The sequence below is a fragment of the Brevundimonas sp. NPDC055812 genome (assembly GCF_053616535.1).
Genome location: NZ_JBSHDX010000007.1, coordinates 1 through 24,013, shown reverse-complemented (window position 1 = coordinate 24,013; position 24,013 = coordinate 1). Strand labels below are relative to the sequence as shown.

Sequence of the window (24,013 nt, the reverse complement as noted above, 5' to 3'; positions counted from 1 at the left end):
ATGGCCCTTACTGTCACCATCACCAACGCCGGGCGCGCTGAACTGATCAACGCCCAGAACACCGGCACGAACGCCGCCGTCATCAACAGCATCGGCGTCAGCTCGGTCCACGCCGCTGGCGATCTGAAGCTGCTCACCGCCCTGCCGAACGAGCGTAAGCGGCTCAACACCATCGGCGGCGAAGTCGTGGCGGACGACGTCATCCATGTAACGATCAACGACACCACGGCCGACACCTACACCCTGCGCGCCTTCGGGCTCTACTTCGACTCCGGGACCCTGTTTGCGGTCTGCACCTCCGTGGATCCGATCATGGAGAAGGCGGCGGCCGCCATGCTCCTGCAGGCGGTCGACATCACCCTGACCACCCTGGACACCGCCAGCATTGAGTTTGGCGGAACCGGCTTCACCAATCCGCCCGCCACGACCGAGCGGATGGGCGTGGTCGAACTGGCCACGGTTGACGAAACGATCGCCGGGACCGACGCCGTCCGCGCCGTGACCCCTTACGGCCTGGCTCGAGCCCTGGTCTCCTGGGCCCAGAACTTCGCCGCCAAGGTCCACGGCCACGTCATCGCGGATATCGCCGGGCTTTCGGACAGTCTGGCCAGCAAGGCCAATCGAAACCACGTCCATGGCGCCGATGATGTGAACTCCGGCGTCTTCCACATCGACCGGATCCCCAAGCTGGCGATCTCCTGGATCAACGGCTTGGCCGACCAGCTGGCGGGCCTGGCGGCCAAGGATCACAAGCACACGGCTTCGGACATTACCTCCGGACAGCTCCACCTCGACCGCCTGCCCGCCATTCCACAAAGCAAGGTCTCCGGCCTGGTCGACGCGATCGCGACGCTCACCACGGCGGTGGCCGCCAAGGCTGAAGCCGCCTTGAGCGTGGTGATGAGGGGATCGCTCGGCTCCGTCGACCTCAACACGGTCCTGACGCCGGGCGGCTATCGCCAGGCCGCGAATGCCAACGCCCAACTCCAGCTGAACTACCCGATCACCAATGACGGCGGTTCGCTCCTAGTGGTGAACCCGTCCACGGATACCGGCTATCAGACCTATCATAGCCGCACGACGAATAGGATGTGGACGAGGCCGTTCCTGGCGGGGAACTTCTATCCCTGGGCCGAACACTGGACGTCAGCCAACTTGCCCGATCCGGCGCAGGTAGGTTCGTTCAACACCTTCACCACCTACCAGGCCATCGAGACGTCGAACGCCCTGCCCCTGCGCTTGTCGTCTTCGGCAGCCAGCGGAACCCAACTTCAACTGAATAACAGCAACGGCGGCGCGGTTCAGCGATACTTCGGGATCACGCCGGATGGCGAGCTCGTCTTCGGCGCGTCGCTGACCGCCGCGAACAATCGGTTGATCTATCACTCGGGCAACCTCAACCCGGCGTCCTTCGCCCCTTCCAACCACATCCACGACGGCCTGATCGTCCGTCAGACCTATGCCCCCGGCACGGACCTGAACTCCCTGACCAGCAGCGGGATCATCGGCGTCCACGCCAATCCGGCGGCTAACCTGAACTTCCCGGTCATCTCGGCGGGGGCGCTGGAAGTCTTCGCCTCTGCCGCCACTCGCGTCTACCAGCGCTACACGACCAGTTCGACGACGGCGCCCGACGTCTACGAGCGGACTCTCCTGGGCACGACCTGGTCGCCCTGGCGCAAAGTCGTCATGGACGACCTGGCCTCGACCTATGGTGCGCGCGGTCTGATCGAGATGGCGACCGACGCCGAGGCCATCACCGGGACCGATCAGGAGCGGGCGATCAATCCCTACATCCTGAAGCGCCGGGTCGACGCTCGCGCCGCCTCGAACGCCGAGACGTTGGCAGGCTCGCTGACCGACAAGTTCATCACGCCGTCCTCGCTGTGGGCATTCGCCAAGTCCATCGGCCTGAACGGCTACGCCCAGGTTCCCGGCACGCCTCTGGTCATCCAGTGGGGCCGCCAGACCGGCGCCATGAGCGAGGGGCAACGGACGGTGATGCTGCCCATCGCCTTCGGCGGCGGTTGCGTCGCCATGCTGGCTATTCCTTGGAACAGCAGCCCGACCGCCGACTACTACATGCAGATCGTGGGGCGTTACCTGGACCGCCTGGTTTTCATGCTCAACAGCGCTTCCGGGTCGTCCGGCTCCGCACAAGGTTTCGATTGGCTGGCGATCGGCTTCGCAACCGGGACGCCCAACCCCGCCTATAGCTCTGGCGGTGGGGGCGGCGGAGGCGGCGGAGGCCTGCCGCCTGGCGGCGGCGGCGAAGACCCCATCATTCGACCTGAGGTCTGATCATGAGCATTGTCTTCTGCCCCACCGAACGCTTGTTCATCGACCCCGATCTGTGGCCCCACGATCTTCCAGAAATCCCCGTCCCGGTTTCCTCCGAAGATCACGCCCGTATCTTGGACGAGCTGTCGACCGGCCGCATCCTGGCGACCGACGAAGCTGGCCTGCCCATCACCGTCGAGGCGCCCCCGCCCTCGGTCGAAGCTCTGGCGAACTTGGCCCGCCGCCGCCGCGATGCGGAGATCGCCCAGGTCCGCTGGCTGATCGAACGCCACCGCGACGAACAGGCTCTGCAGATCTCGACCACCCTGACGCCCGAGGACTATCGTCTCGTCCAGGAACGCATCGGCAGCCCCAGCGCAGCAACGCCGTTCGGCGGCGACCCTTGCGATGTCCGTTCCGGCTATCGCGGCGGCTTCGGTCAGAGCGGCGCCAACGCCGCCCAGGTGGAGGCCCTGTGTCTGGCCATGGGCGTGCCGGCGGGCGTGCTTCCGACCTATCAGTTCGGCTCGACCCAGGTGTTCGCCCTGACCGGCGGCAACCCTGACCTGCAGGAAGAAACCACCGACACCTATTCGATCGGCGCCGTCATACAGTCGCCGTTCACCACGCCGCTTCTGGAACGGATCTCGACGTCGCTTGACTGGTATTCGATCGAAGTCACCGGCGCAGTCGGCAACCTGCCGATCATCCAGACCATCGAGAATTGCTTCAATCTCAACGGCACGAACCCGACCTATGATGTGAACAACTACTATTGTCAGGTCATGGGCAAGCGTAACCCGACCACGGGCTTCCTGTTCGAGCCGGGGCAGCCCGCGCTGAACCTCGGCGCCTTCAAGGTCAGCGGCGTGGACCTGCAGATCGACTGGACGTTCGATTTGGCCGACATCGGTCTGCCCGCCTCGGCCGGCAGCCTGTCCCTGGGCACCGTGGTCAGCTACGTCGACAAGTTCGAAATCCAGAACCTGCCGGGCGGCCCGTCCTACAACTACGCTGGCAGCCGCGGCACCGCCGTCGAGGACGGCGCTGGCGTGGCTCACCCCGACTGGAAGGCCAACACGACCCTCTCCTACTCCAGGGACTGGATGAACGTCAGCCTGCGGTGGCGTCATACCGCCGCGATGATCAGCGCGGAACAGGTGCGCAACGCGGCCAGCACGACGCGGGGCGTCGATTCCTATGACGTCTTCGATCTGAACGGGCGCTTCACGCTGCCGCACGACCTCAGCGTGCGGGTGGGCGTCGCCAACCTGTTCAACAAAGAGCCGCCCCAGGTCGGCAATTTCGCCGGCAGCTTCGACGGCCAGAACTACGATACGCTCGGCCGTTACTATTCAATCGCCGTAACCAAGAGCTTCTAAACGGCTGGGACGCCGGGGAAGGAAAGCGTCAAGCCTCTTCCTTCCTCGGCGCCCGCTTTGATGAGCCCCTGCGCACATCCCGTCCCTGTGTCCATTCCAAATTGAAAGCTTCAGTTTCCATCACCGAAAGGCGGGAACTGATTATTCGGAACGATCATCTTGGCCGGTTCGGCCTTTGGTCTGTCGCCCTTATCAATACGCGCATGAACAGCGGAATTCAGAACATGAAATTCACCAGTCTTACGGCCCTCACCCTCGCGCTCTCGTGTTTTGCCGGCACAACGGGCCGGACGGCTGAACTGCCGGAGATGCAGCAGTCCGCCATCATCGGAACCGTCGAACGCGATCGTGAGCAACTCGGAGCAACGGCCCTGGCCATCTGGGGTTTCGCCGAGGTCGGCTATCAGGAGACCCAGAGTTCAGCCCGCCTGCAACAGGATTTGACTGCCGCTGGCTTCACAATCACCGAGGGAATAGCTGGCCAGCCGACCGCCTTCCTCGCCAGCTTCAAGAACGGCGATGGCCCGGTAGTCGCCCTTCTGGCTGAATTCGACGCCCTGCCAGGCCTGTCCCAAGCGGTGTCGCCGGTCGAACAGTCCCTGCATGCGATCGCCGGCCATGGCTGCGGCCACAATCTGTTCGGCGCAGCCTCCTCCTATGCCGCCATCGCCGTCCGCCAGTGGATGGTCGACAATAACATCAAGGGCGAATTGCGCGTCTATGGCACGCCGGCCGAAGAAGGCGGCTCGGCCAAGGCGTTCATGGTCCGCGACGGCCTGTTTCGCGACGTCGATGTCGCGCTCCATTGGCACCCTGCGACGGTCAACAGCGCCAGCCAAGGAACGACTAAGGCCAATATCAGCGGCAAGTTTCGATTCTACGGCACGTCATCCCACGCCTCCGGCGCGCCGGATCGCGGGCGCTCGGCTCTGGACGCCGTAGAGGCGATGAACGCCATGGCCAATATGATGCGCGAACACATCCCGGACGGCACCCGCATCCACTATGTGATCACCGATGGCGGCGAAGCGCCCAACGTGGTGCCCAACTATGCAGAATCCTACTACTATGTCCGTCATGGTGATCCTGAGGTCGTTCTGTCCGTCATCGAACGGCTGAAGAAGGCTGCCGAGGGCGCCGCTCTTGGAACCGAAACCCGATACGAGTTCCAGCAGATCGGCGGCGTCTACAGCATGATGCCCAACGGCGCCCTGATGAGCGTCATGGACCGCAATCTACATCGCGTTGGCGGAATCACCTGGACGCCGGAAGAAACGGCTTTCGCGGCTGAGCTCCAGAAGACTTTGACCAGCCGCCCCCCCCTGTCGGGCGTCGGTGAAATCCAGCCCGCCAAACTGAGTTTCGATGGAGCGGGGGGATCGACCGACGTGTCAGACGTCAGTTGGGTCGTTCCCACCGTCGGCCTGGCGACCGCTACATTCGTGCCCGGCTCTGCCGGACATAGCTGGCAGAACACCGCCGCCGCAGGCTCCAGCATCGGGGTCAAGGGCGCGGTCGTCGCCGCCAAGGCCCTGGCCCTGACAGCGGCGGAACTCTTCGTCAGCCCTGAAACGATCGCCGCGGCGACGGCCGAGCTTCATGAACGTCGCGGCGCGGACTTCGTCTATCGTCCCCTGGTCGGTGACGGCCCTCCACAACTGAACTATCGCGGCGGCAGCGAATGACACTGCTCTCGAGACGGTGGAAACATAATTGACGTCCCGACTGACGCCTCATGCTGCCGGCGCGCAGACGGCGGCATGAACCAAGGCGGCTTTCCCGAGGCGCGCTAGCTTACCCGTGACGACATCGGGGAGATTCAGATATTGCGCTGAAGCTGACGAAGCAGCTTCAGCGCCCCATGCTTGTTCCGTCGTCTCTGAACCAGGACATTTGGCTGCAATTAACGGTCCGAACTTGATCACCCAGCGCCGCTGCTGTCACCCCGGCTACGATCGAGCTCCATAAAAGCCATGACGCGGACTTCGTCTATCGCACCCTGGTCGGTGACAGTCCTCCGCAGCTATCGTAGCGGTGGTGAATGACGCAAACGCCGAAACGATGAGAGCACAATTGACGTCCCAACTGACGCCTCACGCCGCTGCAGTCGCACAGACGGCGGCGGCATTGATGAACCAGCGTCGCTTTTCAGAGGCGCGCAGACTTCTGGCGCCGCTGGCGCGTGACTGCGCCGGTCAGGCCGACCTGCACTTCCTACTGGGGGCCGCCTGTGCGGGCGCGAGCGAGCCCGCTGCCGCCGAATCCGCCCTGTCGGACGCCCTCGCAATAGACCCGGAACATCAGCGCGCCGCCGTTGATCTGGCGCGACTGCTATCGGCACAGGGCCGCCATGCGGAGCTCCTGGACCGGACGGCTCGGGCTGCCGCCGTCGATCGCCCCCATGAAGCCCTGCTCGGAGAACGGGCGCGAGCCTTGGCGGCGATGGGCCAGGGTGATGAAGCCGTCGCCGTTCGACGCCGCGCTGCCGCGCTGAATCCCGGCAAGGGCCATCTCCTGCACAACCTCGCTGCGACCCAAGGCGACGTGGGCCTCAACATCGACGCCGAGAGCAGCGCGCGCGCCGCCCTGCGCCTGGGCGACAAGCCAGAGACATGGCTAGTTCTGGCGCGTGCCCTCCAGGGCCAGAACCGTTTTGACGAAGCAGAAACAGCCTTCTCCGAGGCGACGGCACGTCGTCCGATGTATTTCGCCGCCCTGCATGATCACGCTCAACTCGTCTGGATGCGCACCGGCGATCTGGATGAGGCGACAACGGTCCTGAATCGCATGACCCAGCAAGGCGTCGAAGGAAGACCGGCGCGCCTCATAAAGGCCCAGCTAATGCAGGCCGCAGGGGATGCTGAAGGCGCCTACGCCTCTCTGGCCGACGATATTCGGTCCGATGACATCGCCGCCCTGGTGATGGGCGCGCAGCTAGCGCTGGCCATAGATCCCGGCGCGGCGCTGCAGCACGCCCTTCGCGCCACAGCGCTCGCACCTCAGGATCGCGCTGCAGAACGCATCCTGATCAATGCGAACCTGGCGCTGGGGCGGGCCAGCGAAGCTCTTGAAGCCCTCGCTGAGCCTTTACGGCGAGCGCCCTTTGATCAAGGCTTCATCGCAGCTCAGTGGACGGCGTGGCGTCTGCTGGACGATCCCCGCGCCGCCGCGCTCTATGACTATCAGAACGTTGTGAGCGCTGGGATGATCGACGCCCCGCCGGGCTGGATATCGCTCTCGGCCTATCTGCAAGATCTCCGAACAGCCCTCCTGCGCCTGCATGGCCTGACGGCCCATCCCCTGGGACAATCCCTGCGTCATGGGGCCCAGACCAGCGCCAATCTGCTACGCAGCGACGATCCGACGATCCGAGCCTTCCCAGCCGCCATCGATGCAGCTGTGCGGCGTCACCTGTCCTTCATAGGATCAGGTGACGACATCCTGCGCTCGCGCAACACCGGTGAGTATCGCATCCAGTCGATGTGGTCCGTCCGCTTGGCTCCCCACGGCTTCCACACCAACCATGTTCATCCCGAAGGCTGGTTGTCCTCGGCATGCTATATCGAAACACCCGACGACGAAGAGGCGGGCGAGCATGACGGATGGCTGAAGTTCGGCGAACCCGGACCGACCTCGCCTTCTCTGGCCGCCCAACGCCATATCAAACCCGAACCGGGCCTGCTGGTGCTCTTTCCTTCCTATATGTGGCATGGCACCTCGCCCTTTCGTCGCGGCGCCCGAATGTCCATCGCCTTCGACCTCGTGCCTGCGTGACGTCGTTCACCTCTCACTGGGCCGCAGCGGCGCCCGTCACCACGCAGACCCACAATCCAGTAGCGGCCACGGCCAAGGCAAGAATGAGCGTGTCGATATTGTCGCTCCCCCTGCCAATAACCAAGCCTGGAGGCGCGCCGGCATCCAGAGCTTCAGGCGGCGGCTGACTAGGCGTCCGATGGTTCGAACAAACGCGCCAAGTCGACCCGGCGAGCCAGCAGGTTTTCCAACGTATAGCCGTCCAGCACCTTCATGAAGGCGGCCAGGGCCTGATGCAGCGCGCCCGTCAGGCCGCAGGCGGGCGCGATGATGCAGTTTCCGCAATCGACCAGATCGAAGCCGTCCTCGGTGTGGCGCACCACGGCCCCGACGTTGATTTCGGCTGGCGGGCGCGCCAGCCTCACTCCGCCGAATCGACCGCGCACGCTGACCAGATAGCCCGCGTTCACCAGGTCGCTGACCACCTTCATCAGGTGGTTCTGGGAGATGTCGTAGGCCTGGGCGATCTCGGCGATCGAGCACAGCCGATCCTCGCGTGCGCCCAGGTAGAGCAGCACCCGCATGGCGTAATCCGTATAGCGCGTCAGGCGCATTCAACCTCTCTGGAGCCGCTTACGGCGGGGCTCTCGATAAGCGCGTCATCGCGCCGCAGGAAATTATATGCATCCTCATTGCATGTTTCAAATGCTGGCTATAGATGCATTACTAATGCATCAATGGAGCAAGGGCGATGAACGGCCGCTCGCATAGTCTACCGCCGGCCCCGGCCGCCCGAGCCGCTTCAGCGCCGATCCCCTATCGCTCGACGCCGGTGTTTGACGCCTCGTCCCTGCCCGCCGCCCTGCGGGCCGATCACAGCCTCAAGGCGGGAACCTGGGGCCTGATCCAGGTGCTGGAGGGCGAGGTCCGCCTGACCTATCGCGACCCGCACATGACCACTGTGCTCCGTCCGGGAACGCCGGGCCGTATCGAACCGCAACAGATCCATTTCGTCGAACCGTTGGGGCCAATGAAGATGCGCGTCGATTTCTACAACGAGCCGCCCGGCGATTAGACGCCGGCCCCCCTTTCCTTCCCCCACTTAGTATCGCCTAGGAGTTTCCTGATGGCTCAAGCCCTCAGCGAGCGCACGATCGCGCTTGTCAAAGCCACTGTTCCCGCGCTCGAGGCGCATGGTCTCGACATCGTCTACGAAATGTACTCGCGGATGTTCCAGAATCCCGAGATCCGCGACCTGTTCAACCATTCGCACCACGGCGACGCCGGTTCCCAGCCGCGCGCCCTGACCGGCGCCATCCTGGCCTACGCCGCCAATATCGATAACCTGGGCGCCCTGGCCGCGGCGGTCGAGCGCATCGCCCAGAAGCACGTCGGTCTGCAGATCCTGCCCGATCACTACCCTCACGTCGGCGCGGCCCTGCTGGGCGCCATCGCCCATGTTCTGGGCGAAGCCGCGACAGAAGAGATCATAACCGCCTGGGGCGAGGCCTACTGGTTCCTGGCCAACATCCTGATCACCCGCGAAGCGGCCATCTACGAGGACCTGGCGGCGGCCAAGGGCGGCTGGAACGGCTGGCGCGCCTTCGAAGTAGTCGAGGTGCGCCCCGAAAGCGCAGTCATCACCTCCTTCGTGCTGAAGCCCAAGGACGGCGGCCCGATCCTGCGTCACCGACCGGGCCAGTATCTGACCTTCTGGTTCGACATCCCCGGTCATGCGCCGATCAAGCGCAACTACTCCATCTCCTGCGCCCCGAACGACGAGACCTATCGCATCTCGGTCAAGCGCGAGGACAAGGGCCTGGCCTCGGGCTGGCTGCACGACAACGCCCGCGTCGGCATGGTGCTGAAGGTCGGGGCGCCTGCGGGCGACTTCTTCCTGCCCGAGACGCCGCAGCGCCCGGTCGTGCTGCTGTCCGGCGGGGTCGGCCTGACGCCCATGGTGTCGATGCTTGAGACCCTGGTCGCAGAGAAAGCGGATACGGAGGTCCACTATGTCCACGGCGCCTATGACGCCGGGGTTCACGCCATGGGGCCGCACATCCGCGCCCTGACGGCGGCCCATCCGCGCGCGCGCAGCACCGTCTTCTATGAAGCGCCCGCCAATGACGCCGACGGCCATGACCATGCAGGGCGCATCTCCGGCGCCTGGTTGAGCCAGCAAACGCCGATCCAGGAGGCCGACTACTATCTGTGCGGCCCCCGCCCCTTCCTGCGCGCCCTGGTGTCGGACCTTCGGGAGGCCGGAGTTCCGGCAGATCGCATCCACTATGAATTCTTCGGCCCGGCGGACGAAATCCTCGCGGCCTAGCCGTCGCAGAACCTGAATGGAGCCGGCATGGCCCGCTACAGATCGTCGACAGACGCAACAGCACGTTACGCCAGCGTCGCCTTCGTTGCGACCTTGTGGCTGGGCCTGCTGATCGGCGTTTCATTCCTGGCCACGCCGGTGAAGTTCCAGGCGCCGTCGCTGACCCTGGCGACGGCGCTGGAGGTCGGCCAGGCGACCTTCGCCCTGTTCACACGTGTGGAATGGGGCCTGGTCGTTCTGCTGGCCCTGGCTGTCGCATGGGTCGGGCGAACGAGCGCCCAGCTTGGCCTCTGGATCTGCGTGGGCCTGCTGGCGCTTGTCCTTGCAGCGCAGTCTCTATGGCTTCTGCCGATACTCGACGCGCGGATCGCCTTCATCACCGCCGGCGAAACACCGCCGCCCTCTGAGCACCACTGGCTCTACGTGGCCCTGGAGACAGGCAAGCTTCTGATCCTCGCCTTCATGTCATGGCGAAGCTTCAGGAGACTGGGTCGGATGCAACGATCGATACGATAAGTCCAAACTGCAGGCCACCTAAAGAAGATGGCAGAGAATGGCATTGAATTTAGGCGACCTTTTTCTTCTCACCTGCGCCTGCGGGACAGTTTTGATCCAGATCAATTTCACCAGCGCAGAACATAGCCATAGGCGTACGAGCGTGGCGCGCGCCGGCAAAAGCATGCTGGCCGCCGGCCGCATAGAAGGGGTTTCGGGGATCATCGCATGACATTGGACCTGACCATTGGCGAGCGTCGCCTGGCGCTCGTCGTCTTGAGCGCCCTGACTCTATTCGGGATCGCCCTGGCGGCCGGCGGCGGACGCACGGGCGACCCCGTCGCGCTCCACGGATTGATCATCGCTGCTTTCGGCCTGATGCTGGTTTTTCCGGTCATCGCCCAATATCTGTCGAAAGAACCATCGGCCGAGGCGCAGAGCGGCTACTATGACGCCCCGACCAAGGCGGGCATCGTCCTGGCCATGTTCTGGGCGGTCGTCGGCATGGGCGTCGGCGCCTGGGTGTCGGCGCTGTTGGCTTGGCCCGAGCTGACCTTCGTCGATTCCGCATGGGCCAGCTTCGGGCGCCTTCGTCCTGTGCATACGTCCGGCGTCATCTTCGGCTTCGGCGGCAACGCCCTGATCGCCACCTCCTTCCACGTGCTGCAGCGCACGTCGCGCGCGCGCCTGCCCGATCAGTTCAGCCCCTGGTTCGTGCTGCTGGGCTACAACTTCTTCTGCATCCTGGCCGCCAGCGGCTATCTGATGGGCATCACCCAGTCCAAGGAATACGCCGAACCCGAGTGGTACGCCGACATCCTGCTGACCCTGGTGTGGGTCGTCTATTTCGCCATCTACATCCGCACGCTGATGCGCCGAAAAGAGCCGCACATCTATGTGGCCAACTGGTACTACATGGCCTTCATCCTGGTCGTGGCGGTGCTGCACATCGTCAATAATCTCGCCGTGCCGGTCTCCCTGTTCGGGGCCAAGAGCTATTCCCTGTTCTCGGGGGTCCAGGATGCGATGACCCAGTGGTGGTACGGCCACAACGCCGTGGCCTTCTTCCTGACGGCCGGCTTCCTGGGGATGATGTACTACTACCTGCCCAAGCGGGCCGAGCGGCCGATCTTCTCCTACCGGCTGTCGATCATCAGCTTCTGGGGCATCACCTTCATGTATATGTGGGCGGGCTCGCACCACCTGCATTACACCGCGCTGCCCCATTGGGTGCAGACCCTGGGCATGACCTTCTCGGTCGTCCTTCTGGTGCCGTCCTGGGCCTCGGCGGGCAACGCCCTGGCCACGCTGAACGGCGCCTGGACCAAGGTGCGCGACGACGCCACCTTGCGCTTCATGATGGTGGCGGCGGTCTTCTACGGCCTGTCGACCTTCGAGGGCTCCTTCATGGCCATCCGCGCCGTGAACTCCCTGTCGCACTATACGGACTGGACCGTGGGCCACGTCCACGCCGGGGCCCTGGGCTGGGTGGCGATGATCACCTTCGGGTCGTTCTATGCCCTGGTGCCGTGGATGTGGAAGCAGACGCGGATGTATTCGGCCAAGCTGGTCGAGGTCCACTTCTGGCTCGCCCTGGCCGGGACCGTTGTTTACGTCTTCGCCATGTGGAACTCGGGCGTCATCCAGGGCCTGATGTGGCGCACCTATGACGACAACGGCGGCCTGGCCTACTCCTTCATCGAGAGCATGGTCGCCATGCATCCCTACTATGTGGCGCGCACGATCGGCGGACTGCTGTTCCTCAGCGGGGCGCTGGTGGGATCGTACAATATCGCGATGACGATCCGGCAGGCGCGCTTACAGCGCCACGCCTCGGCTGATCCCTCGCCGGATCTGTCCCCTGTCCTTCAACCGGCCTCTGCGGCCACCCAGCCTGGAGAGTGAGCGTGGGCGGTTTTCATCGGAAACTCGAACGCAACGCCATCGGCTTCGTCCTGGCCATCATCGGCGTATCCGCCATCGGCGGCTTGGTCGAGATCGCCCCCCTCTTCACCATCAATGAAACGGTGGAAGAGGCCCCGGACATGCGGGTTTATACGCCGCTGGAACTGGTCGGTCGCGACATCTTCATCCGCGAGGGCTGCTACGCCTGCCACTCGCAGATGATCCGCACCCTGCGCGACGAGGTCGAGCGCTACGGCCCCTACTCCCTGGCCGTGGAGTCGCAATACGACCACCCCATGCTGTGGGGCTCCAAGCGTACCGGGCCGGATCTGGCGCGCGTCGGCGGCAAATACTCGGACGCCTGGCATACCGCACACCTGAAGAACCCGCGCGACGTGGTGCAGGAATCGGTCATGCCCCGCTATGGCTGGCTGCAGGAGAACAACCTGCGCACCAACGATCTCTCGCGACGCCTCAAGGCCCAGCGCGCGGTGGGCGTCCCCTATGACGACGCCATGATCGCCAACGCGGCGGCGGACGCCTACGGCCAGGCCAACCCTGACAGCGCCGCCTCCAACGACGTACGCGATCGTTACGGGGCCGCGACCAATATCCGAGCCTTTGACGGCGACGCCGAACGGCTGACCGAAATGGACGCCATCGTGGCCTATCTGCAGGTGCTGGGACGGTTGACCGACGCCGCTCACGCCCCCGTCAAGACGGCCGACGCGTCCACGGCTGCGGGCGGATAGGCCATGCACATCGACCATCAGGCGCTGGTCGCCTTCGCCAAGAGCTGGGGGCTTTTCTACCTCATCGCCATGGCGGTCGGCGTGCTGATTTACGCCCTTTGGCCGTCGAACCGGAAGCGGTTCGACCGCGCCAAACGCGCCATCCTGGAAGACGACGACCGGCCGGAAGACTGAGACAATGGACGAGCAGGAATTTGATCCCGTCAGCGGTCGCAAGACCACGGGACATGAATGGAACGGCATCAAGGAACTGGATACGCCGATACCACGCGTCGTCCTGTTCTTCCTGGCCGCCGGCACGCTGTTTTCGCTGATCTGGTGGGTGCTGATGCCCGCTTGGCCGCTGGGCGTCACCTACACCAAGGGCCTGCTGGGGCTGGATCAGCGCGAGGTCGTCACGCGCGAGGTCGCAACAGCCGCCGCCGAACGCGCCGTCTGGACGGACCGCTTGGCCACGGCCGACTTCGCCGAGATCACGTCCGATCCCGAGATGATGGCCTATGTCCGTCAGACCGGCGGCGTCCTGTTCACCGACAACTGCGCCGTCTGTCACGGCGTCGGCGGTGCGGGCGGGCCGGGCTATCCGGCCCTGACGGCGGGCGCTTGGCTGTGGGGCGGCGCGCCGGACCAACTGGCCGAGACCATCCGCGTGGGCGTCAACGCCCAGCACCGCGAGACCCGGGTATCGGAAATGCTGGCCTTCGGCGACATGAAGATCCTGTCCCACGATCAGATCATGGGCGTCGCCGGCCATGTGCGCGCCCTGTCGGGCCAGAAACCTGAATATGTCGACGCCGCCGCCCTGACCGCAGGACGCCAGACCTTCGCCGACCAGTGCGCCGTCTGTCACGGCGCCGATGGACGCGGCGACGCCAAAGTCGGCGCGCCGAACCTGACCGACCGCCAGTGGCTATATGGCGGCGACACCCAGTCGATCGTCACCTCCATCCAGAGCGGCCGTCATGGCCAAATGCCCGCCTGGGAGGGCCGCCTGTCGCCCGCCGAGATCCGCATGATGGCGGTCTGTGTGGCCGATCTGGCCAAGGACAAGCGATGACAGCCGCCTTGCGCCCGCCCCGATCGAACCTGCGCTGGCCGCTGATCGCCGTCCTGCTGGTCGTGGTGCTGGGCGCCATCGTGATCGGCGCCAACATCCATCTGGTCCGGGCGGCCGTCGGCTCTCAGCCCGAATGCGTGCCTCACGCCAAGACGACGGGCGGCGCGTCGTTCCGCGCGGCCAAGTCCGCCTGCTGACCGAAAGGGATTCTCACATGACGAACATCGACGGCATCGAGACGCCCGCCCTGCCTCTCAGCGCCCAACGCCAGCGGAACCTCCCCGCCAGCACGGCCTTGGGCTGGCTGGCTGCCGGTTGGCGCGACCTGTGGCGCAATCCCCTGCCCAGCCTGGCCTATGGGTTGATGGTCTTCATCGTCTCCATCCTGGTGGTCTGGGGGCTGTTTCGCTTGAAACTGGACTACATCCTCCTGCCCGCGCTGGCGGGCTTCATGGTGGTCGGACCGCTGATCGCCATCGGCCTGTACCAGAAGAGCCGCGACCTGGAGGAAGGTCGCCCGACCAATCTGAAGCGCATGATCCTGGTCAAGCCCGAAGGCGGCGCCCAGGTCTGGTTCGCCGGCGCCATGCTGTGCCTGCTGGTGCTGCTGTGGATGCGCGCAGCCGTCATCATCTACGCCCTCTTCTTCGGCCTGCGGCCCTTCCCCGGCTTCGAGGACGTGCTGACCATGCTGACGCACACCTCGCAGGGATGGTGGATGCTGGCGACAGGCGCCTCGGTCGGCGGACTGTTCGCGGCCTTCGGCTTCGCCATCGGCTGCTTCGGCATTCCCCGATTGATGGACGACCGCACCGACGCCCTGACCGCCATGGGCAGCAGTATGGCCATCGTCTCGGCCAACCTACCGGTCATGTTGACCTGGGCCGCTGTCGTATCGGTGTTGACGGCCCTGGCCGTAGCGACGGGTCTGGTCGGTTTGATCGTGATCTTCCCCCTGCTGGGTCATGCCGCCTGGCACAGCTATCGGGCGATGCGATGAGTTTCGCAGCTCGCGAGGAAATCCGTCTCGCCAGCCGGGATCTCGGCGATGGCCTGCGCCAGACCGAGCTGACCGTGCCAGGCATTCGATGCGCGGGCTGCATCGGCAAGATCGAGAAGGGCCTGCTGGAGACCGCCGAAGTACGGCAGGCCCGGGTCAACCTGTCGACCAAGCGGGTCCGCGTCGCCTGGAGCGGAGACTCCACGCCCGACCTGATCCAGGCGCTCGACCGTCTGGGTTTCACCGCGCATCTGACCGAGCCGGAAGCCGAACGCAAAGACCCCGAGCTGACGCGGCTGATCCGCGCCCTGGCGGTGGCGGGCTTCACCTCCATGAACATCATGCTGCTGTCCGTCTCGGTGTGGTCCGGGGCCGACGCACAGACGCGCCACGCCTTCCATGCCATCTCGGCCGTCCTGGCCCTGCCATGCCTGATCTATTCGGGCCAGATCTTCTTCCGCTCGGCCTGGTCCGCCCTGAGGCGCGGGCGCACCAACATGGACGTGCCGATTTCGGTAGGGGTGCTTCTGGCTTTCGCCATGAGCGTCTACGACACCCTGCACAACGGCCCGCACGCCTATTTCGACGCCGTCACCTCCCTGATCTTCTTCCTGCTCATCGGGCGGACGCTCGACCATCTGATGCGCGAGAAGGCCCGCACCGCCGTCAGCGGCCTGGCGCGAATGGCGCCGCGCGGCGCAACAGTCGTCGCGGCGGACGGCGCCCGGGAGCATCGCCCCATCGAAGAGATCGAACCGGGGATGTGCATCGCCGTGGCCGCCGGCGACCGCGTCCCCGTCGATGGCGTGGTCGAATCCGGCGCCTCGGATCTGGATTGCGCCGTCGTGACCGGCGAAAGCGCGCCGCGACGGATCGAACCGGGCGCCACAGTCCAGGCGGGCGTATTGAACCTGACCGGCCCCCTGATTCTCACCGCCAGCGCGAGGGCCGAGGACTCCTTCCTGGCGGAAATGACCCGCCTGATGGCTGCGGCCGAGGACGGGCGCGCGAGCTATCGTCGCATCGCCGATCGGGCGGCCGCCCTCTATTCGCCCGTCGTCCACAGCGTCGCCTTCCTGACCTTTCTCGGCTGGATGGCGGTCGCCGGCGACTGGCGCCAGGCGATCACCGTCGCGATCGCCGTTCTGATCATCACCTGTCCCTGCGCCATGGGTCTGGCCGCGCCCATCGTTCAGGTCATGGCCGCACGCCGCCTGTTCGAGAACGGCGTCATGGTCAAGGACGGCGCCGGTCTCGAACGCCTGGCGCGGATTGATGTCGTCGCCTTCGACAAGACCGGCACCCTGACTCTCGGACGTCCCCGCCTCGTCAACGCCGCGAGCCTGCCCCCCGAGCACCTGGCGATCGCGGCCGCCTTGGCCCAGGGCTCCAACCACCCCGTTTCGCGCGCCGTCGTCGCCGCCTCGTCCTACCCTGCGCCTCTGCTGTCGGATGTTCGCGAAGACGCGGGCCTGGGCGTCGAGGGCCTGATCGACGACCGAGTATGGCGCCTCGGCCGCGCCGACTGGGCCCTGGCGGCGGATCAGGATCAGGCGATCGAAGGCACGGTATTGAGTTGCGACGGGCGGTTGTCCGCCGCCCTGATCTTCGAGGACGCCCTGCGGCCGGACGCCGCCGAAGCCATCCGTCGACTGCGCGCCAAGGGTCTGGACATCCTCATCCTCTCCGGGGACCAGACTCCCGTAGTGGAAGCGACCGCCAAGGCCCTGGGCGTCGAGACCTTCTCGGCCCGCCTCCTGCCCGCCGAGAAGGTCGAGCGGCTGAACGCCCTGGCCGCTGAGGGACGGCGCGTCCTCATGGTCGGTGATGGGCTGAATGACGCCCCCGCCCTGTCGGCGGCCCACGTCTCCATGGCGCCCGGCGACGCCGCCGACATCGGGCGCAATGCAGCGGACTTCGTCTTCCTGAACCCCAGTCTGAATTCCGTCGAACTGGCGCTGGGTGTCGCCAGGGAAACCGAAAAACTCGTCAGGCAGAACTTCGCCCTGTCGATCCTTTACAACGCCATCGCCTTGCCGATCGCCATCCTTGGACACGTGACGCCCCTGGTCGCGGCCCTCGCCATGTCGCTGTCTTCAATCGTCGTGGTGGGGAACGCCCTGCGCCTCAAGGCCGGGCGTCGAGACGCCGTAAAGTCGCGGATCAACGCTCCGGCCCGGCGGACCAGCCCCACGAAGGCCGTGGCATGAGCAGTCTGATCTTTCTGGTTCCCTTGGCCCTCATACTTGGCGGAGCCGCCTTGTGGGCCTTCCTCTGGTCCTTCAGGGCGGGTCAGTACGACGACATGGATGGGGCCGCAGAGCGTATCTTCCTGGATGATCCTGAATAGGTCGGCAGCGCCATCCAGAGACCCCGTCCCCGTCATCGCGGAGATGAATTAACCGTCGAAGCCTCGCCTCGCTTAAAGATACATGATAAATGCATCTTTAAGCGAGGCGCGACCGCCAATGATGGAATCCGTTCCCCCAGACCCCCGCAGTCCCGGTGCGGCCGTCGGCGTAACCGAGCCGATGATCCATGCCCTTGTCCACGGCTTCTACGATGCGGTCCGCGCCGACCCCATGCTGGGGCCGATCTTCGACCGTGAAATCGGCGACGGCTGGGACGCTCACCTGGAGACCATGTGCGACTTCTGGTCGTCTGTGGTGCTGATGAGCGGGCGCTTCAAGGGCGCGCCGATGGTGGTCCACGCCCGGATTTCGGATATCGACGGCGTCCATTTCACCCGCTGGCTTCAACTGTTCCGCCAGACGGCTCGCACTCTGGCTCCGCCGGACGCTGCGGCCCTGTTCATTAGCCGGTCCGAAGCCATCGCCCGGCGCTTGCAGATCGGAATCGCAGCTCATCGCGACACGTCGGATGACCAGACATCCGTCTGTTCGCTCGCGAAAGGCCTGACGCGAACCCTTCCCCCCGCCCCCTCCCTCTCGCCACAAGGTGATGCCCATGCTCCGCTTTCTAATGATGCCGGCCAACATGGTGTGCAACCGGATCGGCCTGACCAATGAACACGAGCGGGGCATGATGCGGATGCTGGTCAATATGGCCCTGTGTTCGGCCATCGCCGTCGTCGCCTTCTTCGTGGGCTGGAAGCTCCTGGCGTGACGGCGGCGGAACAGCCGATGCTGGCCGTCACCTTCGTCCAGGCCGATGGAACCCGCCAGATCGTACGAGTCCAGGCCGGCGCCTCGCTGATGGAGGCTGCGGTGCGCGCCCGCGTGCCCGGCATAGAGGCCAAATGCAGGGGCGGCTGCGCCTGTGTCACCTGCCACGTCTATATCGAGCCGCACTGGCGCTCAGAGCTCGGTACGCCCAGCGCCATGGAAGAATCCATGCTCGACTTCACCGACGCAGTCGATGCGCGATCCCGCCTGTCGTGCCAGGCGCGCGTCACCCGCGCGCGCCATGGCCTGATCGTCCAGGTTCCCGCCGAACAGCGAGTGCTCGGCCTGTAGGACGTCGCCGTTCGAGGCGCGACGGAACCGCCAAGGGCTGCTCGCTTGCAATTATATCGTATTACGACATATTTGATCCCATAGGAGAACGACGATGTCCGCACCGCCTGACGACGTAACCATCCGAGTGATCAATGAAGGCGCCGGCTGGCGTCTGGAATGTCGCCCCCGCTTCGAGGCCCAGATGTTCCGTTCCGGGCGGGCGGCCGAGGCTGCGGCGCGTTCGATCGCCGCACGCTTCGCCCTGTCGGGCCTCGGGGTTCAGATGGCCGTAGAGGATCAAGGTCACGCCATTCTGGGGACCACCACCTTCTTCCCCCTACCGGTCCCCGACACCGCTCGAGGAGGCCTGTGATGAAATCCGTGCTCGTGTTCGCGGCGTCAGGCATGCTGGCGCTGCTGATCGGCATCTTTCTGATGGTAAGCGGCAGTCTGACGTCGAATATGGTCAAGGCCGTCATTGGCGTGGCCTTCATCCTGTCCGGCCTGTCGGCGATCGGCTGGTCCGTCATCAAGAGAAACAAGAACCTGTAGCCTGTATGGTCGCCGCCTGATGTCGCATCCCTCCACCGAACTGACCCAGGCGGATTTCGAATCCCTGGCCCGGTTCCGTTTCACCATCAGGCGGTACCTGGCCTTCGCCGAACAGGGAGCCAAGGCGGCAGGCCTGACATCCCAGCAACATCAGGCCTTGCTGGCGATCAAGGCGCAAAGTTTCACCAGTGAGATGACGGTCGGTGACCTGGCCAACCGCTTGCTGCTACGCCCCCACAGCACGGCCGAACTGGTCAACCGCCTGGTCGCGGCAGACTTGATCACACGCGACATCGCCGTCCATGACCGGCGCAAGGTTCATGTGCGCCTGACGGCCAGGGGCGAGGCCGTTCTGGCGACGCTTTCGGCGCGCAACCTGCGTGAACTCCAAACCGTGACACCGGCGTTCGAGGCGCTGCTCCTGCAGTTGTCCGACCTGGTGGAGGACTTTGTCGGCCCAAACGATTGCGACACCGGCGCCTAGACGGCTCGGCTCAGACGCCGGTGATCGCCCCATCGGCGCGGCTGACGCCGACGCGCTTCAACGTCGTCACCTCGAACGGCTTGGCGAAGATGGTCGAGACCTGCATCAGGGCCGCCTCGGCCCGGTCTTCGGTCAGGGTCAGCAGGATGAAGCCCTTGGCCGACTGATCGCAGAAGCGCACCTCGTCATTGGCCTGCATCAGCGCCGCGCCCAAAGGGAAGCCGCCGATGGCGTCGCCGATCGAGGGGCTGGAGACCGCGCTGGTCCCGAACTCCACCGCCCGGCGCGCGCCGTCCGCGTCCTTCAGCTCATTGACCCAGAAGGCGTGGCTGTCGCCGGCCAGGACGATGGGCTGCACCCCCGCCTCGGCGAAGGCGGCGTAGAGCCGTTCGCGCCCGGCCGGATAGCCGTCCCAGGCGTCGAGGTTGAACGGCAGGCCCATCTTGAACAGGAACAGGGCCTGTTCGAACTGGTCGCGATAGGCCTCGGGGATCTGGGCCATCAGGCCCTGAACCTGGGCCTCGGTCAGGGTGCGCGACACGTCGGGTCCGGCGACACGCGCCATGACGACCTGATTGCCCAGCACCTGCCACGGACGGCCCTTGGCCTTGGAGGCGGCCAGTTCGCGCTTCAGCCAGTCGCGCTGCTCGGCGCCCATCAGATCGCGAGCCGGATCGTTCAGCTTGGCGCGGAAGGCGTCCAGGTCCAGCACCGCCTCGCCGTCCGGTCCGTCCTTGGCGGTCAGATCCTTGTCATAGGCCAGCGGCTCGGTGCGGCCGGTCAGGCGGGTCTCGACCATCATCAGGCTGGCCAGATCGCCGAAGTGGAAGCTGCGATGGATCGCCTCCTTCAACGCGCCGGGCGCGGCTTCGCGGATCGGCATCCACTCATAATAGGCCTTCAGCGCCGCCGCCTTGCGCTGGGCGAAGTCGCCTTCGGTCTCGGGCTGGTGGTTCTCGGCGCCGTGCAGCCAGGCGTCGTTGGCCGTCTCGTGATCGTCCCAGACGCAGATGAAGGGCGCGCGGGCGTGGGCGGCTTGGAGGTCGGCGTCGCGCTTGTACTGGGCGTGGCGCAGCCGATAGTCGGCCAGGGAGACGATCTCGTGCGCCGGCTCGGGCACGCGGCCCAGCGTCGGCCCGGTCGCCATGCCGTAGGCGTCCGAATCCGCCCCGTATTCGTAGATGTAGTCGCCCAGATGAACCACGGCGTCGAGGGTCGGCAGGGCGGCGATCGCCTCATAGGCGTTGAACAGACCGCCGGGGTGCAGTTGGCACGACACCACCGCCAGATTGACCGGCGTGACGCCCTCCGCCGCCAGGGTGCGGGTGCGGCCCACAGGCGAGCGTGTGTCGCCCACAGCGAAGTCGTAGCGATAGTCGCGGCCGGGGCGCAGGCCCGCCGCGTCGATCTTGACCGTATAGTCGCGTTCAGGCCCCGTCTCGAACCGACCCGAGGCGACGATGCGGTCGCCCTCCCGGTCCAACACGCGCCAGACGACCGAGACCGGCCCGGCCTGGCCGTCCGCCGGAGTCACGCGCGTCCACAGGATCACCCGGTCGATCGCCGGATCGCCCGAGGCCACGCCATGGACGAAGGCGACAGCGACGCCTTCGCCCGACGGGACCGTGGCGCAGCCCGCCGCCGCGCCCGCGCCGAACAGGCCCAGAAGGCCGCGACGGTTCATGGTCATGGCTCTGGTCCTCAGTAGCGCAGGGTGAAGGCGACGCCGTAGCTGGCGCCTCGTCCGGCGATGAAGGTCGGCAGGCCCAGCGCATCGCCCGTATTGCCCGCATCCTTGATGTATTCCTCGTCCAGCAGGTTGTCGCCGAAGGCCTCGACGCCCCAGTTCCCCGACGACGGGGCGTAGCGCACCCGCAGGTTCAGCAGGCCGTAGCCGTCCTGATATTCGTCCTGCACGGTGTCGGCGACGAAGTTGCCGGTCTGCAGCTCCGGGCGGTCGTTGTCGTCGTCGAAGAAGACCTTGGACTGCCAGGTGTAGGTCGGCTGGATCTCGATGGTCCCGGTCTCGACCGGCAGGCGCCAGGTCGCGCCGATCGAGGCCATGTGATCCGGCGACAGGCGGAAGCGATTGCCGTCGCGCGCGCCGCCGTCGAAGCGCGAGTGGTTGTAGCCGTAGGTGCCGAACAGATCAAAGGTCGGCGTCGCGGCGAAGGCGACCTGGCCTTCAAACCCATAGGCGTTGGCCTTGCCCGCATTGACGGTGACGAAGCGCGTGCCGTCCTGTTCGGTCGTCTGGAAGTTGTCGTAGGCGTAGTGGAACACCGCCCCGTCCAGACGCAGGCGGCGATCCATCAGCGCCGCCTTGTAGCCGACCTCGAAGCTGTCGACGGTCTCGGCGGGGATGACTTCAAAGGTCGGGGCGCCCAGCGGCACGGACGGGCCGCGCACCTCCAGCACCTCTGGCCGACGGCCGCGCGCATAGTTGGCGTACAGGCTGGCGTCGTCCGACAGGGCGTAGCGCGCCGTCAGACGCCAGGTGAAGCCGTCGTCCTCGTGATCCGCCTGGATCAGGTCGCCGTTATTGGCGGTCGGCTGAGCCGTCAGCGCGAACAGAGGCAAGCCCGAGGCCAGCGGCAGGTCGGCCGCGCCCGGCGTCGCCAGCCCCGTCAGGATGGCCGTGATCTGCTGCTGCAGCCGCTGAGCGCCGGCCAAGTCTCCAGCCTGAGCCAGTTGCTGGGCCTGAACGCCGAGGGTCTGCACCGCCACCAGGCCGCCGGCGATGGAACGGCCGTTCAGCACCGCCGCGGAATAGCCCGTAGTCTTGTCGTCGCGCGTCCAGCGCACCCCGCCCGAGAACTCCAACCGATCGGTCGCCTTGAAGGTCAGATCGCCGAACAGATCATAGGAGGTCAGATCAGCCCGGTTCGTCGCCGTCTCGATGTGAGCGGGCTTCAGATTGCCGACGATGCCGGGGATCAGCGGATGCGCCGCGGCGGGCAGCATGGACTGCAGGATGCCGCCCATCAGCAGCGGCGTCGGCGCAGCGTAGACCATCTTCAATCGCTGGTCGCCCAACGGCGTCGCCAGTTGCAGCAGAGCCAGACGCTCGTCGAACTGGGTCGGCATCCGCTGGAAGCCTTCCTCGTTGAAATAGCCTGCGCCGACGAAGCCAGAGAAGCGGCCGCCGTTGTCGAAGTTCAGGCGGAACTCCTGGCTCCACTGCTCGCCATAGGCGTGCTCGGCCGCCGTCAGCAGCGGCAACGACGTGCCGTCCGGGTCGAACACCTCGGTCGAGTCGAACTGGCGATAAGCCGTGGTCGAGTTCAGCGTCAGCGACGGCGACAAGTCCCACTTCACCAGGCCCGTCACGCCCCAGACCTCGCGATCCAGCCCCAGGCCGACGCCGCCGTCGAAATCGGCGCCCGGCGTCAGGGCCGCGCCGTCCCACGGCGCACGACCGCCCAGGGACGCGCCCGTCGTCGGATCGAAGGGGTCATAGGCGATCGACTTGAACGAGGTGCCGCTGGCCGAGTCCTTCTGATAGTTGGCGATCAGATCGGCGCGCAGATTGTCGGTCGGCGCCCAGGCGCCCGACAGGCGCAGCGCCTTGGTCTCGATCGAGTTGTAGTCCTCGCCGACCAGCAGGTTCTCGACCGTGCCGCCGCGCGTCTTCATCCGCGCCGCCAGGCGCAGGGCGCCGGTCTCGCCCACGGGCGCGTTCACGAAACCCTCGACCGCGCGATATTCCAGGTCGCCCGCCTCGATGCGAGCGCCGGCGTCGAACTGGCCCGGACGGGCGCGGTTCTGCACCAGATTGACCGCGCCGATCAGGGCGCCGCGGCCATAGAGGGTCGACTGCGGCCCCTTGGCCACCTCGATCCGCTCCATGTCGAACAGCTCGACATAGGAGCCGCGCGACTTGGAGATCGACACCCCGTCCTGGAACACCGACACGCGCGGCTCGGCGGTGGCGGCGCCCGAGTCCGAGGTGATGCCGCGCATCACGAAGCCCGGATTGTTCGGCGACTGGTTCTGCACCAGGAAGCCCGGCACGAAGGCCGACAGCTGGTCGAACTCCTGCACGCCCAGATCTTCCAGAAAGTCGCCGCTGTAGGCCGTCAGGGCGAACGGCACCTCGATCGGGTCCTGAGCGCGCAACTGGGCCGTCACCACGATGTCGTCCACGGCGGTCGTCGCCTCGCCCGGCGAAACGCTCTGGGCGTGGACGGCGCCGGCCGCCATCAGACCTGCTACGGCGGCGCCCGCCAGGAATCCACGCTTGAGGCTGATCGGCTTCATGGTCTTACCCCCTGAGAAAGCGGATCAGACCTAGAGATGCTGAATGTCGCGTGCGCGACGAGCCGGTCACAGCCGAATGAAGCTGCGGCGGCGAACAGGCGAAACTTCCTCGCACCACCCCCTATTTTCCGGCCGCAACCTCATCCTTGCCCCCCGGAAACCGCGGCGGCCCCTCAAGGCTCGCCCGTCTCACCCGGCGGAGTAGCTGGTCTTGGTCAGAGTGTAGAAGTCTGCGGCGGCGAAGCCCTGTTCGCGGGGGCCGTAGCTGGACTTCTTCGTGCCGCCGAAGGGGACGTGGTAATCGAC

Annotated in this window: 25 protein-coding genes and 1 pseudogene; 22 read left to right on the top strand and 4 right to left on the bottom strand. The window is 65.7% G+C overall.

What is annotated here, in order from left to right:
• The 5 genes and pseudogenes from ACWGL1_RS12415 (at position 1) to ACWGL1_RS12395 (ending at position 7,436) form a co-directional block, all read left to right on the top strand.
• Complete coding sequence (locus tag ACWGL1_RS12415; RefSeq protein WP_452112160.1) at positions 1-2,301, top strand: gp53-like domain-containing protein; 2,301 nt, start codon at positions 1-3, stop codon at positions 2,299-2,301.
• Positions 2,302-2,303: 2 nt separating this feature from the next.
• Complete coding sequence (locus tag ACWGL1_RS12410) at positions 2,304-3,662, top strand: TonB-dependent receptor domain-containing protein (RefSeq protein WP_452112159.1); 1,359 nt, start codon at positions 2,304-2,306, stop codon at positions 3,660-3,662.
• A 101-nt stretch (positions 3,663-3,763) separates the two neighbouring features.
• Entirely contained in the window at positions 3,764-5,347 is a 1,584-nt protein-coding gene (locus ACWGL1_RS12405) for an amidohydrolase (RefSeq protein ID WP_338576181.1), read from the top strand.
• A 376-nt stretch (positions 5,348-5,723) separates the two neighbouring features.
• A pseudogene (locus ACWGL1_RS12400) lies at positions 5,724-6,008 on the top strand (tetratricopeptide repeat protein); the annotation flags it as partial.
• Positions 6,009-6,104: 96 nt separating this feature from the next.
• Positions 6,105-7,436 (top strand): putative 2OG-Fe(II) oxygenase, encoded by a 1,332-nt coding sequence (locus tag ACWGL1_RS12395; RefSeq protein WP_452112268.1) that lies wholly within the window; start codon positions 6,105-6,107, stop codon positions 7,434-7,436.
• 167 nt (positions 7,437-7,603) lie between these two features.
• On the opposite strand, the gene ACWGL1_RS12390 is transcribed toward ACWGL1_RS12395, so the two are convergent.
• The gene (locus ACWGL1_RS12390) at positions 7,604-8,029 is read right to left on the bottom strand and encodes an RrF2 family transcriptional regulator (protein WP_291783162.1); all 426 of its coding nucleotides are present in this window, start codon (positions 8,027-8,029) and stop codon (positions 7,604-7,606) included.
• 137 nt (positions 8,030-8,166) lie between these two features.
• On the opposite strand from ACWGL1_RS12390, the gene ACWGL1_RS12385 reads away from it, so the two are divergent.
• From ACWGL1_RS12385 to ACWGL1_RS12305, 17 genes are all read left to right on the top strand, one after another.
• Complete coding sequence (locus tag ACWGL1_RS12385; protein ID WP_452112158.1) at positions 8,167-8,490, top strand: DUF1971 domain-containing protein; 324 nt, start codon at positions 8,167-8,169, stop codon at positions 8,488-8,490.
• A 51-nt stretch (positions 8,491-8,541) separates the two neighbouring features.
• The gene (gene hmpA, locus ACWGL1_RS12380; RefSeq protein ID WP_452112157.1) at positions 8,542-9,744 is read left to right on the top strand and encodes an NO-inducible flavohemoprotein; all 1,203 of its coding nucleotides are present in this window, start codon (positions 8,542-8,544) and stop codon (positions 9,742-9,744) included.
• Between the two features lie 27 nt (positions 9,745-9,771).
• Positions 9,772-10,260: a DUF4149 domain-containing protein gene (locus ACWGL1_RS12375; RefSeq protein ID WP_452112156.1), complete on the top strand. Its 489-nt coding sequence runs from the start codon at positions 9,772-9,774 to the stop codon at positions 10,258-10,260.
• Positions 10,261-10,467: 207 nt separating this feature from the next.
• Positions 10,468-12,144 carry a cytochrome-c oxidase, cbb3-type subunit I gene (gene ccoN, locus ACWGL1_RS12370; protein WP_452112155.1) on the top strand — a complete coding sequence of 559 codons (1,677 nt, stop codon included), beginning with the start codon at positions 10,468-10,470 and terminating at the stop codon, positions 12,142-12,144.
• A gap of 2 nt (positions 12,145-12,146) precedes the next feature.
• Positions 12,147-12,896 (top strand): cytochrome-c oxidase, cbb3-type subunit II, encoded by a 750-nt coding sequence (ccoO, locus tag ACWGL1_RS12365; protein ID WP_366936279.1) that lies wholly within the window; start codon positions 12,147-12,149, stop codon positions 12,894-12,896.
• Positions 12,897-12,899: 3 nt separating this feature from the next.
• Positions 12,900-13,070, top strand: coding sequence for a cbb3-type cytochrome c oxidase subunit 3 (locus ACWGL1_RS12360; protein WP_291783180.1), 171 nt, complete (start codon positions 12,900-12,902; stop codon positions 13,068-13,070).
• Between the two features lie 4 nt (positions 13,071-13,074).
• The gene (ccoP, locus tag ACWGL1_RS12355) at positions 13,075-13,953 is read left to right on the top strand and encodes a cytochrome-c oxidase, cbb3-type subunit III (protein WP_452112154.1); all 879 of its coding nucleotides are present in this window, start codon (positions 13,075-13,077) and stop codon (positions 13,951-13,953) included.
• Positions 13,950-14,150, top strand: coding sequence for a hypothetical protein (locus ACWGL1_RS12350; protein WP_338576197.1), 201 nt, complete (start codon positions 13,950-13,952; stop codon positions 14,148-14,150). Before ccoP ends, ACWGL1_RS12350 begins: the two co-directional genes overlap by 4 nt.
• 17 nt (positions 14,151-14,167) lie before the next feature.
• Positions 14,168-14,953, top strand: coding sequence for a DUF2189 domain-containing protein (locus ACWGL1_RS12345; RefSeq protein ID WP_338576200.1), 786 nt, complete (start codon positions 14,168-14,170; stop codon positions 14,951-14,953).
• Positions 14,950-17,163 carry a cation-translocating P-type ATPase gene (locus ACWGL1_RS12340; RefSeq protein WP_452112153.1) on the top strand — a complete coding sequence of 738 codons (2,214 nt, stop codon included), beginning with the start codon at positions 14,950-14,952 and terminating at the stop codon, positions 17,161-17,163. The genes ACWGL1_RS12345 and ACWGL1_RS12340 overlap by 4 nt, the downstream gene beginning before the upstream one ends.
• Positions 17,160-17,303 carry a cbb3-type cytochrome oxidase assembly protein CcoS gene (ccoS, locus tag ACWGL1_RS12335; RefSeq protein ID WP_138141819.1) on the top strand — a complete coding sequence of 48 codons (144 nt, stop codon included), beginning with the start codon at positions 17,160-17,162 and terminating at the stop codon, positions 17,301-17,303. The genes ACWGL1_RS12340 and ccoS overlap by 4 nt, the downstream gene beginning before the upstream one ends.
• Positions 17,304-17,421: 118 nt before the next feature.
• A complete protein-coding gene (locus ACWGL1_RS12330; RefSeq protein ID WP_291783198.1) occupies positions 17,422-17,982 on the top strand; it encodes a group III truncated hemoglobin in 561 nt (186 codons plus the stop codon).
• The gene (locus tag ACWGL1_RS12325) at positions 17,951-18,079 is read left to right on the top strand and encodes a hypothetical protein (protein ID WP_291783201.1); all 129 of its coding nucleotides are present in this window, start codon (positions 17,951-17,953) and stop codon (positions 18,077-18,079) included. Before ACWGL1_RS12330 ends, ACWGL1_RS12325 begins: the two co-directional genes overlap by 32 nt.
• Positions 18,076-18,429 (top strand): 2Fe-2S iron-sulfur cluster-binding protein, encoded by a 354-nt coding sequence (locus ACWGL1_RS12320; protein ID WP_366936280.1) that lies wholly within the window; start codon positions 18,076-18,078, stop codon positions 18,427-18,429. Before ACWGL1_RS12325 ends, ACWGL1_RS12320 begins: the two co-directional genes overlap by 4 nt.
• A 94-nt stretch (positions 18,430-18,523) precedes the next feature.
• Positions 18,524-18,784: a hypothetical protein gene (locus ACWGL1_RS12315; RefSeq protein ID WP_291783203.1), complete on the top strand. Its 261-nt coding sequence runs from the start codon at positions 18,524-18,526 to the stop codon at positions 18,782-18,784.
• Entirely contained in the window at positions 18,784-18,963 is a 180-nt protein-coding gene (locus ACWGL1_RS12310) for a hypothetical protein (RefSeq protein WP_291783206.1), read from the top strand. Before ACWGL1_RS12315 ends, ACWGL1_RS12310 begins: the two co-directional genes overlap by 1 nt.
• A 19-nt stretch (positions 18,964-18,982) precedes the next feature.
• Positions 18,983-19,447, top strand: a complete 465-nt coding sequence (locus ACWGL1_RS12305) for a MarR family winged helix-turn-helix transcriptional regulator (RefSeq protein WP_291783208.1) — start codon at positions 18,983-18,985, stop codon at positions 19,445-19,447.
• A 10-nt stretch (positions 19,448-19,457) separates the two neighbouring features.
• On the opposite strand, the gene ACWGL1_RS12300 is transcribed toward ACWGL1_RS12305, so the two are convergent.
• The 3 genes from ACWGL1_RS12300 to ACWGL1_RS12290 all read right to left on the bottom strand — a co-directional run.
• Positions 19,458-21,137, bottom strand: coding sequence for an alkaline phosphatase D family protein (locus tag ACWGL1_RS12300; RefSeq protein ID WP_452112152.1), 1,680 nt, complete (start codon positions 21,135-21,137; stop codon positions 19,458-19,460).
• Between the two features lie 11 nt (positions 21,138-21,148).
• Positions 21,149-23,707 (bottom strand): TonB-dependent receptor, encoded by a 2,559-nt coding sequence (locus ACWGL1_RS12295; RefSeq protein WP_452112151.1) that lies wholly within the window; start codon positions 23,705-23,707, stop codon positions 21,149-21,151.
• A 189-nt stretch (positions 23,708-23,896) separates the two neighbouring features.
• The coding region (locus ACWGL1_RS12290) for a hypothetical protein (RefSeq protein ID WP_452112150.1) at positions 23,897-24,013 on the bottom strand (117 nt) is incomplete at its 5' end.

Coding starts and splice junctions, on each gene's coding strand:
- ACWGL1_RS12415 (WP_452112160.1), top strand. CDS start 1: ATGGCCCTTACTGTCACCATCACCAACGCCGGGCGCGCTGAACTGATC.
- ACWGL1_RS12340 (WP_452112153.1), top strand. CDS start 14,950: ATGAGTTTCGCAGCTCGCGAGGAAATCCGTCTCGCCAGCCGGGATCTC.
- ccoS (WP_138141819.1), top strand. CDS start 17,160: ATGAGCAGTCTGATCTTTCTGGTTCCCTTGGCCCTCATACTTGGCGGA.
- ACWGL1_RS12305 (WP_291783208.1), top strand. CDS start 18,983: ATGTCGCATCCCTCCACCGAACTGACCCAGGCGGATTTCGAATCCCTG.
- ACWGL1_RS12300 (WP_452112152.1), bottom strand. CDS start 21,137: ATGACCATGAACCGTCGCGGCCTTCTGGGCCTGTTCGGCGCGGGCGCG.
- ACWGL1_RS12345 (WP_338576200.1), top strand. CDS start 14,168: ATGACGAACATCGACGGCATCGAGACGCCCGCCCTGCCTCTCAGCGCC.
- ACWGL1_RS12395 (WP_452112268.1), top strand. CDS start 6,105: ATGGGCCAGGGTGATGAAGCCGTCGCCGTTCGACGCCGCGCTGCCGCG.
- ACWGL1_RS12330 (WP_291783198.1), top strand. CDS start 17,422: ATGATGGAATCCGTTCCCCCAGACCCCCGCAGTCCCGGTGCGGCCGTC.
- ACWGL1_RS12360 (WP_291783180.1), top strand. CDS start 12,900: ATGCACATCGACCATCAGGCGCTGGTCGCCTTCGCCAAGAGCTGGGGG.
- ACWGL1_RS12375 (WP_452112156.1), top strand. CDS start 9,772: ATGGCCCGCTACAGATCGTCGACAGACGCAACAGCACGTTACGCCAGC.
- ccoN (WP_452112155.1), top strand. CDS start 10,468: ATGACATTGGACCTGACCATTGGCGAGCGTCGCCTGGCGCTCGTCGTC.
- ACWGL1_RS12385 (WP_452112158.1), top strand. CDS start 8,167: ATGAACGGCCGCTCGCATAGTCTACCGCCGGCCCCGGCCGCCCGAGCC.
- ACWGL1_RS12390 (WP_291783162.1), bottom strand. CDS start 8,029: ATGCGCCTGACGCGCTATACGGATTACGCCATGCGGGTGCTGCTCTAC.
- ccoP (WP_452112154.1), top strand. CDS start 13,075: ATGGACGAGCAGGAATTTGATCCCGTCAGCGGTCGCAAGACCACGGGA.
- ACWGL1_RS12350 (WP_338576197.1), top strand. CDS start 13,950: ATGACAGCCGCCTTGCGCCCGCCCCGATCGAACCTGCGCTGGCCGCTG.
- hmpA (WP_452112157.1), top strand. CDS start 8,542: ATGGCTCAAGCCCTCAGCGAGCGCACGATCGCGCTTGTCAAAGCCACT.
- ACWGL1_RS12410 (WP_452112159.1), top strand. CDS start 2,304: ATGAGCATTGTCTTCTGCCCCACCGAACGCTTGTTCATCGACCCCGAT.
- ACWGL1_RS12315 (WP_291783203.1), top strand. CDS start 18,524: ATGTCCGCACCGCCTGACGACGTAACCATCCGAGTGATCAATGAAGGC.
- ACWGL1_RS12310 (WP_291783206.1), top strand. CDS start 18,784: ATGAAATCCGTGCTCGTGTTCGCGGCGTCAGGCATGCTGGCGCTGCTG.
- ACWGL1_RS12295 (WP_452112151.1), bottom strand. CDS start 23,707: ATGAAGCCGATCAGCCTCAAGCGTGGATTCCTGGCGGGCGCCGCCGTA.
- ACWGL1_RS12325 (WP_291783201.1), top strand. CDS start 17,951: ATGGTGTGCAACCGGATCGGCCTGACCAATGAACACGAGCGGGGCATG.